The following is a 10,228-nucleotide window of genomic DNA, read 5'->3' as shown; positions in this document are numbered from 1 at the left end:
TAACCGTTCGACCAAAACCAATACCCAACCGTTCGGGCTGAGGTATCGAAGCCTCCCCCATGCAAGCAGCCCTTCGATACCTCAGGGCGAACGGGGTGTGTAGAGCCGGCTTGTCTTCTCTCCCTCTGGGAGAGGGGGCAAGGGCTGGCGAAATCACCGTATTTCAACCACCCGGTCATACGCCCACTTATGCGTTCCTGATGCCCGCGCGCCGACAGTGAAGCCTTGTTCACTGTCGAATGGAATGTATGGGAAATGTCGCGAATACTGTCAATGCTGCAAATGCAGTGGCAGCGCATGCAGAAGGCCAGGCCACAGCCGCAAACCACGCCACGCGTAAAAAGGGGCACCGCGAAGGCGTGGCGGCGCTGACGCTGGGCGCCCTGGGCGTGGTGTATGGCGACATCGGCACCAGCCCGCTGTACACCATGAAGGAAATCTTCAGCCCGGCCATGGGCATTCCGCTGGATGCGCCGCATCTCATTGGCGCGGTCTCGGTGATTTTCTGGGGCCTGATGATGATCGTCACGCTCAAGTACATCCTGCTGATCCTGCGGGCCGACAACAACGGTGAAGGCGGCATCATGGCGCTGACCGCGCTGGCGGCCAAGGCGGCGGGGCACAACCCTAAAACGCGCACCGCCCTGCTGCTGACGGGCGTGCTGGGCGCGTCGCTTTTTTATGGCGACAGCGTCATTACCCCGGCGATCTCTGTACTGAGCGCTGTGGAAGGGCTGGAGGTGGTGACGCCCGCGCTCAAGCCTTACGTGCTGCCGGTCTGCATGGCGGTGCTGGTGGGCCTGTTTGCGGTGCAGCGCTATGGCACGGGCCTGGTCGGCAAGCTGTTTGGCCCGGTCATCGTGCTGTGGTTTGGCGTGCTGGCATTTACCGGCGCGCTGGAGATTGCGCAGCAGCCCGGCATTCTGGCCGCGCTGAACCCGCTGAACGCGGTGCGTTTTTTAAGCGCGCAGGGCTGGCACATGTTTGTGGCGGTGGGCGCCATCGTGCTGGCATTTACCGGCGCCGAAGCGCTGTACGCCGACATGGGCCACTTCGGCAAACGGCCCATCCAATGGGCGTGGGGCGGCCTGGTGTTGCCGGCGCTGGCCATCAACTACATGGGCCAGGGCGCTTTGCTGATGCGTGACCCGGCTGCGCTGGAAAACCCTTTCTACCGGATGTTTGCCGAAGCCTGGCTGATCCCGGCGGTGGCGCTGGCAACCGTTGCCACCGTGATTGCCTCACAGGCTGTGATCTCTGGCGCCTATTCGATGACGCGCCAGGCCATCCAGCTGGGCCTGTTGCCGCGCATGAGCGTGCTGCACACCTCGGCGCGTGAAGCCGGGCAAATCTACATGCCGGGCGTGAACTGGCTGCTGCTGGCGGCCGTGCTGGTGACGGTGATCGGGTTTGGCAGCTCGTCGGCCATGGCGGCGGCCTATGGCATTGCCGTCACCATCACCATGCTGATCACCACTTTGCTGACCTTCTTTGTCATACGCCAGGGCTGGCGCTACCCCTTGCCGCTGGCGATTGCGGCAACGGTCACTTTTGTGGCGGTAGACCTCTTGCTGGTGGTGTCCTGCATGCTGAAGTTCATGCAGGGCGGCTGGTTTCCGTTGGTGCTGGGTGTGGCGATTTTCACCGTGATGGCAACGTGGCGGCGCGGCCGTGAGCTGCTGGTGGACAGCATCCGCCACGACGACCCGGAGCTGCTGCCGTTTGTGACCGCGCTGGCAAGCGACAGCGTGAACCGCGTGCAGCGCACCGCGGTGTATGCGGTGGCCAACCCCGACACGGTGCCGCAAGCGCTGATGCACAACCTCAAGCACAACCAGGTGCTGCATGAGCGCAACCTGATCCTGACCGTGGTGTTCCACGAGGTGCCGTGGATACCGTTTGCCGAACGGGTGCAGGTGCAGCCGCTGGCGCCCGGGTTCTGGCGGGTGCAGGTGAACTACGGCTTCAAGAACACACCGGACATTCCGAAAGCGCTGGCGCTGTGCCAGGCCCAGGGCTTGGCCATCAACCTGTTCGAGACCTCGTATTTCTTAAGCCGCGAAATCGTGGTGCCAACGCGCGGCTCGGGCATGGCGCACTGGCGCGAGGCGCTGTTTGCGCTGATGTCGCGCAACGCCGGGAGCGTGGCGGGGTTTTTCAGGCTGCCCAACAACTGCGTGATCGAACTGGGAACGCGGGTGCAGATCTGAAGCGCCGGGCGCCAGCGCGTGCCTGCAGCGTGTCGGCATCCGCCGGCACGCTGCAGGCACTATCAATTTCATAGCTGCTCGCGCACGTTCTGATTGGGCTGCGGGCACTTTTGATGCCAAAAATGGCTGTTTTGGCGTCTTTTTTGGGCATTTTGGGGCCCCAAAGGCGTCTTCAGGCCGGTTTTTGGCCTCTACAGCATTGCTATTAAAACCATAGCTGCTTGCGCTCGCTACCATTGGCCTGCGGGTCTGTTTTATGCCTGAAAACCGGCCCAAACCGGCCGCCCGGTTGCTGTGAGGTCTGAACCAGACCCAGTCAGCCGCTCAGGCCTTGCCGTCGTACTGCTCAAAGAAATCGATGGGGTGCATGTCGATGCGCCAGCTGGCTTGCTCGCCCAGCGTGGCCGCCGGGTGCAGTGAGGCGGCTTTCACGGCTTCGTCGGGGTTGGCGGCGTCGATGATGAAAAAGCCGCCGACCATTTCTTTGGCCTCCGTAAACGGGCCGTCGATTTTTTGCGTCTTGCCGCCACACGGCTGCAGGCGGATGGCGGGCTCACCCAAGGACGCGCTGACACGCAACTGGCCGGTGGCCTTGAGCTGGGCGTCTTTGGGCGGGCACTGGCTGACCAGGGCCTGCATGTCGGTGGGCGCCATGGCGGCGAATTCGGCGGGGTTGTAGTAAGCGAGGCAGAGGTATTTCATGACATTTCCTTTAGAAATTGGTTGCTGACACCTCTACGACGAATGGAGCAGACCGGAATCGACAGTCTGGACACAAAAAAATGTGGCTTTGGCCGCCTTTGGTCGCCTTTGCCTTGGGCACATCATGGCTCATGCCGGAAGGCCGTATCGCGGCTGGTGAAAAATGGGGCACATAGGTACCATCCCGAACATCCATGGTGACGAGTAAAAAGCAAAAGCCCATCTTATGAACTTGTTATCAAGATTTTTCTTCAAGGTCCTTTTTATGGCGTCAAGCGGCCTTATTGCGGCTGGGTTTGGCGTCGGCTGCCTGCTGCTCATCAATCTTGCGCCCACGCTTATCTGGGGCGAAGAGATCCTTCTGGTCTCACCCTACTTCACGGGGTTGCCCAGCATGGCGGCTGGACTTTTTGTGTTTGCGTGGCTCTTCAAGAACGTGCTGGGATGGCTGGATTACGGCTTCGAGCCCCCGCGAAAATCCCCTGCGGCGCCGCAAGCCATCTTCATGGGAATCACCCTCGCCGCAGGCGCGGCAGCGATTTACATCGCCACGAACGGGCTCCATCCCCAGTTTTTTGACCTTGCATGGCGCGAACAAATCCGGCTGGGCAATGGAGAGCTGAAGGTTGTAGAAACACGGAGAACCTATGAGCGCACCGGCTGGCGGTTACATGAGTTCAAGGATGTCCGCCTGCTCAACACGGAGCTCAGCTTTGAGCCGGCGCCGGGCGAAGCGAAGGTGTCCATCAAAACTCCGCTGCAGCCTGTTTACCTGAACCAGTTCGACCGCGTCTGGTATGTCGTACTGGTGGGGCCCGACAAGGGATTGAACCCGGAAAACCCGGGCCGACCAAAGGATGGCTGGGGAAGCGACTACAACACCATGGGGCAGCGGCTGGCGATATTGAACGGCCAGCAGTTTGAACCCGCACCATGGGAAAAGGCACCCAAAGCCATGGTGTTTCGCAATCTGCTGGCAGAAGACATTTATGACCTGCCCAGCGTCATCGCAACAGGACAACGCGTGGTGAACCTGGATGAAAAGCAGACCTTGAGCTATCGATATGTTCACACAGCATCGGTCGCACATCCGCTCAGGATCACGCGAAGCGAGGCGATGAAAACACCGATGCTCGCCGAATACCGGCAGGCCATTGACGATCTCATCAAACCGCCTTGACTGGCTGGGTCAGGCTTCAGCCCAGCAGTGCCGGCAAATCCGCCATATCGGTAAAGACATGCACCGCACCGGTCGCCAAAAGGGCCTTGGGCGCATCGTGGCCCAGCTCGGCCGGGCTGTAGCCAAACACCGTGCAACCGGCCGCCACACCGGCGGTGACGCCAGTGATGGTGTCTTCGATCACGGCGCAGCGCTTGGGGTCAACCCCCAGTGCCGCAGCCGCCGCCAGGTAAACATCGGGGAAAGGCTTGGAGCGGGGCAGCTCGTGGCCGCTGAAGATGCGGCCTTCAAAGAACGGCATGAGGCCGCACTGTTGCAGCTGCAGCTCAACCTTGAAACGGTCGGCACCAGACGCGCAGGCAATGCGGCCCTGGTACCCCGTGTGGATCTGGCTCACGGCCTCGACCGCACCATGCACGGCCAACAGTGACTCGACCAATGCCTCGTTGCGGCGGGCGCGAAACTCCAGCATCCATTCCCCGGTGATCGGCTTGCCGGTGTGTGCCTCGATGGTGCCGGCCTCGTCCTTGACGGCCTTGCCGACAAACAGGGCCATGCACTCTGCCGAGCCGAGCTTCCAGCCCAGCTCTTCGAGCATGTCGCGCAACACGCCGTTGGTAATCGGCTCGCTGTCGACCAGCACGCCATCACAGTCAAATAACACCGCGTCGAATTTCATCTGTCTGCTTTCTTTTCCGTTGGGTTGCCGTTTGCCGTTTTTTCGGCGTTCGCGGCGTTGAGGGTGAACATCACCCATTCTGGCCTCATGTTAAATCGCACCGGCAAAATGCTGACGCCCAGCCCGCTGGTGATGTACATGCGGTTGTCTTGGTGCTCGACCCAGCCGTAGGCCCAGTCGCGCGGGCCGGCGCCGGGCACGACCAGCGCGCCAACAAAGGGCAGATAGACCTGGCCGCCGTGTGTGTGGCCGGCTACGACGAGGCCGCGCACGGGCGGCAGATCGATCAAACTGGCCGGTTCGTGCATGAACACCAGGGCATGCGCGCCCCTGGGCACCTTGCCCATCGCCTTGGCCGGTCGGGAGTGGCCGGTGTGGTCGTCACCCACGCCTACCACCCAGACGGGCGTTCCGGATGCTCCGGGTGGCACGGGCAGAGGCACGGCGTCGTTCTCGAGCACGGTGATGCCCGTGCGGGTGAATGCGGCGGTGAATTTTTCGCCGTCGTGCCACCAGTCATGGTTGCCCATGACGGCATAGACACCCAGCCGGGCTTTCAGTCCGCCCAGCACCTGGGCGATCTCGTCCTCGGCTGTGGCGGCGGTGTCGGGCTTGTAGTCGCGGTCGGCAATAAAGTCGCCGGGCAACAGCACCACATCGGGTTGGGCGGCATTGATCTGCGCCACGATGTCACGCGCACGCTCTACCGTCATGACGCGCCACAGCGGGCGTTTGGTGAAGTGCCAGTCGGAAGCAACGACCACTTTCAGGCCGGGGGGCCCTTTCCACTCCGGAACGGTTTCACCGATCTCGCGGGGCGCGACCCAGCGGGGTTCGATGAGCACCACCCAGACGCCGAGCGACAGCACCGCAAGCACGAAGGCCATGAACCCGATGGCCCATCGCGATTTCACCGGCCCTGTCACAGGCTGATGTCCAGCTTTTGGTTCTTTTGGGCTTCCTGGCCGTTCACCGCATTCATCACACCGGTGCTGTGCGGCGCCAGGCCGTAAGCGCGCAGGTTTTTGCGCAGCTCGGTGGCATCAACCTCGTTCCAGGCCAGGCCGCAGTCCATGCAGGCATGTGAATGCGCATTTTGCAAAAACACCGGCTTGCCAAGGATAGACCGCAGCATGCCACGCAAGGGGTAGAACCGTTGCGCTTCGAAATTGCCGCGCACCACCTTTCGGCTGCTGCAGCGCAGGCAGTACATGCCGCGCACGGTCTGGTTGAACATAGCTTGCCTTAGTAGAGATCACCGTCGACATAGTACCAACGCCCTTCTTCACGCACGAAGCGGCTGCGTTCGTGCAGGCGCACGGCGGGGCTGCCGGGATTTTTCTGGCGGGCGACGAATTGGACTTCGGCATTGGTGTCATCGATCCGGCGATGGCTGCGCACTTCGAGGCCCAGCCATTTCACGCCGGAGTCAAACTCGATGGAAGGCGGACGATGGCCGGCGTGCCAGGTGGCGAGCAGGTAGTCGGCGCGCCCCAGCACAAAGGCGGTGTAGCGTGAGCGCATGAGGAACTCGGCATCGGGCGCGGGCGCGGTATCGAAGTGGTCGAGGTAGCGGCCGCAGCATTGGGCATACACCAGTGCGCGCTTGCCGGCCTGGCGGCCGCAGGGGCATGGCTGGGACGGCAGCATGTTGGGCATCAAGCGATTTAACGGCAGGGTTAACCGCAGCTGGTGTTGCGCGCCTTGCGCTCTTCCAGCGTCTCGGTAGGCGCGCCCTGCTTCACCCATTCGGCATAACCGCCGTCGATATGCGCCACATTGCGCATGCCCATGTCTTGCAGGGTCTTGGTGGCCAGCGCGCTGCGCCAGCCGGCGCCGCAAAAGAGAATGAACTCCTTGCCTTCATCGGCAAAGAGCGGCTTGTGGTACGGCGAGTCAGGGTCCACCCAAAACTCCAGCATGCCGCGCGGCGCGTGGAAGCTGCCGACAACGGTGCCGGCAGTCAACTCGCGCACATCGCGGATGTCGACGATCTGCACCTTGGGGTCGTTGAGCCTGGCCCTGACGTCTTCGACGCGATAGGTCTTGACCTGCGCCATGGCCTCGTCAACGAGAGCGCGGAATCCTTTGGTGATGGGCATGGGGGTCTCCTGCAGGGTGATGAAAACTGATTGTCACAGTGACGGCATTCCCCCGCACTAGGAGGGGGTGAGCCTAAGAAAGGGTGGCATCTCCACCAGCGGGGGCCGCAGGTCCGGCTTTGCGAATGCCGATAGGGGTAAGCCCCTCTCCATCAGCAGGGGCCGCGGGACTGGCTTTGCCAGACCGCAGGCGCAGCGGCCCCCTCGGGGGGCAGGGAGCTACACGCAGTGAGCGACCGTGGGGGCTAAAGTGATCTTTGAATGATGATCTTCTGCACGTCCGACGTGCCTTCGTAAATCTGGCACACACGCACATCGCGGTAAATACGCTCCACCGGGAAGTCGCTCACATAACCGTACCCCCCCAGTGTCTGGATGGCGGCGCTGCACACCTCTTCGGCCATCTCGCTGGCAAAGAGCTTGGCCATGGCGGCTTCTTTGAGGCAAGGCAGGCCGGCGTCGCGCAGGCTGGCGGCGTGCCAGATGAGTTGGCGGGCGGCTTCGATCTTGGTCGCGCAGTCGGCCAGGCGGAACCCCACGGCCTGGTGGTTGAAGATGGCGGTGCCGAAGCTCTGGCGTTCCTTGGCGTAGCTGAGCGCAAACTCGAACGCGCTGCGCGCCATGCCTACGCTTTGTGCGGCGATGCCGATGCGCCCGCCCTCCAGCGCGCCCAGGGCGATCTTGTAGCCCTCGCCTTCGTTGCCGATCAGGTTGTCGACCGGGATGCGGCAGTTGTCAAAATTGATGGCTGCCGTGTCGCTGGAATGCTGGCCCAGCTTGTCTTCAAGCCGCGCGACCACATAGCCCGGTGCGCTGGTAGGCACGATGAAGGCGCTCATGCCTTTTTTGCCGGCGCCCTTGTCGGTAACGGCGATGACAATCGCCGTCTGTCCATTTTTTCCGCTGGTGATGAACTGCTTGACGCCGTTGATCACGTACTCGTCGCCGTCTTTGACCGCCGTGGTGCGCAGTGACGACGCGTCGCTGCCCACATGCGGCTCGGTCAGGCAGAACACGCCCAGCATCTCGCCCTGCGCCAGCGGTGTGAGCCACTGCTTTTTCTGCTGCGCATTGCCGTAGCGCATCAGGATGGCATTGACCGGGCAGTTGGTGACGCTGATGGCGGTGCTGGTGCCGCCGTCACCGGCGGCGATCTCTTCGAGCACCAGCGCCAGCGTGAGGTAGTCCAGGTTGGCGCCGCCGAACTCTTCAGGCACGCAGATGCCGTAAGCACCCAGCGCGGCCAGGCCTTTGTGCGCTTCGACGGGAAAGTGGTGTTCTTTGTCCCAGCGGGCGGCGTGGGGCCAAAGTTCGGCCTGCGCAAAGTCGCGTACCGCGTCGCGGATCATGGTTTGGTCTTGGGTCAGGATCATGGGTGTCTTTCAGTGGGGCTGATGCGCGTGGGCTCGGCCAAGTTGGCCGACAAACTCAAGCCCGATGCCGCGTGATGCGCCGATGACGAGAACCTTCACAGGTCAACCCGCGAAATTGAAATACTTCGACCATGAAGGGTCGAACGCATTGCTCAACTCGACGTCAGTGAATGACGTACCGCGCAGACTGGTGTCAACCACACTGAGCGCGGCGGGCAGGTCGCCCACGTAATAGTTGGCCAGGCGCCAGCCGTTGCGCACCACGGTATGAGACAGGATGCCGGCATGCTGCAGCTCCAGCCGGGTGGCAATTTGCTCCTGAACTTCGCGGGCGCGGTCCAGCGCCGCGTGGTCATCCACGGGCAGGCGCAGCTCGATCGCGTGGCCCAGGTCAGGCCGCGCCGCAACGGCGTTGGCGCTCTGGTTCACCGTCACGATCGCTTCATCGCCTGTCCCGTCGTCCTCTTCCCCGTCGCCGTCTTCCCCATTGCCAAAGACCACGTTCATGACCGACCACTGGTGTTCGCCGCTTGGGAACAAGCCCGTGTGCCCCAGCTCATTTGTCCAGAATTTGTCGAGTACCGCGCCGAACTGGTCGAGCGGCGTGGAGCCGAGCACTTCGTCAGAAAACGCATCGACGAACTCTACAAAGCCGACCTTGACTGCGAAGTCGTATTCGCCAAGTACGTGGTCGAGCATGATGAACGCCATGTTCCGCGCATGGTCCTGCATGTCGCCGGGCACTTCACGCGCAAACATGATTTCAATGCCGATCTGGCCTTCATCGGCGGCGTGGCCGATCAACACCTCAGAGGTTGCCAGCTCAAAGCCGTCCATCCGTATGGGAAAGTCAGGGCTCTCCGTGCGGGCACGAAAAGCGGTCAGGGTGTAGTGCTTCAGCGGCGGCGCGCGTTTGACAAAATCCATCAACAGGGGAAAGCGGTCTTTGGCGCCATGCGCCGTGGCGATCAAGTCAACCTGCAAGTCTCCATCTTTGGCAGACATCTCCAGCGCCAGGCCGTCCAGAGACTCTTCGAGAATTTCGTTGATTTTCTCGACCTGTTCCCGTACCGGTTGGCGAACAAGCTCTGCCTCGCCTTCGCGAAAACCCAGCCAGAAGGTGTCGATGCGCTGCGCAAGCTCAGCGGGCGAAAGCTCCAGACCGGCTTCGCTCATACGAGCTCAATGGCCATGGCCGTGCCTTCACCGCCGCCGATGCATAGCGTGGCGATGCCCTTCTTGAGGCCGCGCGCCTTGAGCGCATGGATCAGCGTGACGAGAATACGGGCGCCGCTGGCACCGATGGGGTGGCCCAGCGCGCAGGCGCCGCCGTTGACGTTGACGATGTCGTGGCTGATGCCAAGTTCTTTCATCGCGGCCATGGGCACCACGGCGAAGGCCTCGTTGACTTCCCAGAGGTCCACATCCTTGACGCTCCAGCCGATTTTTTTGAGCAGCTTGTTGACGGCTCCGACCGGCGCAGTGGTGAACCACTCGGGGTCTTGCGCAAACGTGGCATGGCCGACGATGCGGGCGATGGGTTTGGCGCCCAGCTCTTTGGCGGTGGACTCACGTGCCAGCACCAGCGCGGCTGCGCCGTCGTTGATGGACGAGCTGGAGGCGGCGGTGATGGTACCGTCTTTCTTGAACGCCGGCTTGAGCGTGGGGATTTTGTCGAGCTTCACCTTGCCCGGGCCTTCGTCGATGGAGATCACGGTGTCGCCACTGCGGCCCTTGACGGTGACGGGCGTGATTTCGGCCTTGAAGGCGCCGGACTCGGTGGCGGCCTTGGCGCGATTGACGCTGGCGGTGGCAAAGGCGTCTTGCGCTTCGCGCGTGAACTTGTACTTGTCGGCGCACTGCTCACCGAAGGTGCCCATGGCACGGCCGGGTTCATAAGCGTCTTCCAGGCCGTCGAGCATCATGTGGTCATAGATGCGGTCGTGGCCGATGCGGATGCCGCTGCGGCCCTTGAGCAGCAG

11 protein-coding genes are annotated in these 10,228 nt (G+C 62.3%); 2 read left to right on the top strand and 9 right to left on the bottom strand.

Features of this window, described 5'->3' with window-relative positions:
- Window positions 1–359: 359 nt before the first annotated feature.
- On the top strand, window positions 360–2,210 hold the full coding sequence (locus tag ABI546_RS15745) for a potassium transporter Kup (protein ID WP_348047938.1): 1,851 nt from the start codon (window positions 360–362) through the stop codon (window positions 2,208–2,210).
- A 324-nt stretch (window positions 2,211–2,534) separates the two neighbouring features.
- Here ABI546_RS15745 and ABI546_RS15740 read toward each other — a convergent pair whose 3' ends face one another.
- Window positions 2,535–2,912 (bottom strand): YciI family protein, encoded by a 378-nt coding sequence (locus ABI546_RS15740; protein WP_348047936.1) that lies wholly within the window; start codon window positions 2,910–2,912, stop codon window positions 2,535–2,537.
- Window positions 2,913–3,177: 265 nt separating this feature from the next.
- Between ABI546_RS15740 and ABI546_RS15735 the strand changes: the two genes are divergently transcribed.
- Window positions 3,178–4,092: a hypothetical protein gene (locus ABI546_RS15735; protein ID WP_348047934.1), complete on the top strand. Its 915-nt coding sequence runs from the start codon at window positions 3,178–3,180 to the stop codon at window positions 4,090–4,092.
- 16 nt (window positions 4,093–4,108) lie between these two features.
- Here the strand turns inward: ABI546_RS15735 and ABI546_RS15730 are convergent, their stop codons facing one another.
- The 8 genes from ABI546_RS15730 to ABI546_RS15695 form a co-directional block, all read right to left on the bottom strand.
- Window positions 4,109–4,771, bottom strand: a complete 663-nt coding sequence (locus ABI546_RS15730) for an HAD family phosphatase (RefSeq protein ID WP_348047932.1) — start codon at window positions 4,769–4,771, stop codon at window positions 4,109–4,111.
- Window positions 4,768–5,658: a metallophosphoesterase gene (locus ABI546_RS15725; protein WP_348047930.1), complete on the bottom strand. Its 891-nt coding sequence runs from the start codon at window positions 5,656–5,658 to the stop codon at window positions 4,768–4,770. Before ABI546_RS15725 ends, ABI546_RS15730 begins: the two co-directional genes overlap by 4 nt.
- Window positions 5,659–5,693: 35 nt before the next feature.
- Window positions 5,694–6,008 (bottom strand): hypothetical protein, encoded by a 315-nt coding sequence (locus ABI546_RS15720; protein WP_348047928.1) that lies wholly within the window; start codon window positions 6,006–6,008, stop codon window positions 5,694–5,696.
- Between the two features lie 8 nt (window positions 6,009–6,016).
- Window positions 6,017–6,430: a YchJ family metal-binding protein gene (locus ABI546_RS15715; protein WP_348047926.1), complete on the bottom strand. Its 414-nt coding sequence runs from the start codon at window positions 6,428–6,430 to the stop codon at window positions 6,017–6,019.
- Window positions 6,431–6,450: 20 nt separating this feature from the next.
- Complete coding sequence (locus ABI546_RS15710) at window positions 6,451–6,873, bottom strand: rhodanese-like domain-containing protein (RefSeq protein ID WP_348047924.1); 423 nt, start codon at window positions 6,871–6,873, stop codon at window positions 6,451–6,453.
- A gap of 245 nt (window positions 6,874–7,118) precedes the next feature.
- Window positions 7,119–8,246 carry an acyl-CoA dehydrogenase family protein gene (locus ABI546_RS15705; RefSeq protein WP_348047922.1) on the bottom strand — a complete coding sequence of 376 codons (1,128 nt, stop codon included), beginning with the start codon at window positions 8,244–8,246 and terminating at the stop codon, window positions 7,119–7,121.
- Between the two features lie 102 nt (window positions 8,247–8,348).
- Window positions 8,349–9,422 carry a DUF695 domain-containing protein gene (locus ABI546_RS15700; RefSeq protein ID WP_348047920.1) on the bottom strand — a complete coding sequence of 358 codons (1,074 nt, stop codon included), beginning with the start codon at window positions 9,420–9,422 and terminating at the stop codon, window positions 8,349–8,351.
- Window positions 9,419–10,228 (bottom strand): acetyl-CoA C-acyltransferase (locus ABI546_RS15695; RefSeq protein WP_348047918.1); only part of this gene is annotated, 810 nt, incomplete at its 5' end. The genes ABI546_RS15700 and ABI546_RS15695, both read right to left, overlap by 4 nt.

The sequence above is a fragment of the Polaromonas sp. genome (assembly GCF_039932935.1).
In the GTDB taxonomy this organism is placed as follows: Bacteria; Pseudomonadota; Gammaproteobacteria; order Burkholderiales; family Burkholderiaceae_C; genus Polaromonas.
Note: the sequence above shows the minus strand (reverse complement) of the source record. Positions and strands in the feature narration are given on the sequence as shown.

Excerpts from the sequence above, each read along its gene's own strand:
- ABI546_RS15740 (WP_348047936.1), bottom strand. The coding sequence starts at position 2,912 with ATGAAATACCTCTGCCTCGCTTACTACAACCCCGCCGAATTCGCCGCC.
- ABI546_RS15735 (WP_348047934.1), top strand. The coding sequence starts at position 3,178 with ATGGCGTCAAGCGGCCTTATTGCGGCTGGGTTTGGCGTCGGCTGCCTG.
- ABI546_RS15730 (WP_348047932.1), bottom strand. The coding sequence starts at position 4,771 with ATGAAATTCGACGCGGTGTTATTTGACTGTGATGGCGTGCTGGTCGAC.
- ABI546_RS15725 (WP_348047930.1), bottom strand. The coding sequence starts at position 5,658 with ATGGCCTTCGTGCTTGCGGTGCTGTCGCTCGGCGTCTGGGTGGTGCTC.
- ABI546_RS15720 (WP_348047928.1), bottom strand. The coding sequence starts at position 6,008 with ATGTTCAACCAGACCGTGCGCGGCATGTACTGCCTGCGCTGCAGCAGC.
- ABI546_RS15715 (WP_348047926.1), bottom strand. The coding sequence starts at position 6,430 with ATGCCCAACATGCTGCCGTCCCAGCCATGCCCCTGCGGCCGCCAGGCC.
- ABI546_RS15710 (WP_348047924.1), bottom strand. The coding sequence starts at position 6,873 with ATGCCCATCACCAAAGGATTCCGCGCTCTCGTTGACGAGGCCATGGCG.
- ABI546_RS15705 (WP_348047922.1), bottom strand. The coding sequence starts at position 8,246 with ATGATCCTGACCCAAGACCAAACCATGATCCGCGACGCGGTACGCGAC.
- ABI546_RS15700 (WP_348047920.1), bottom strand. The coding sequence starts at position 9,422 with ATGAGCGAAGCCGGTCTGGAGCTTTCGCCCGCTGAGCTTGCGCAGCGC.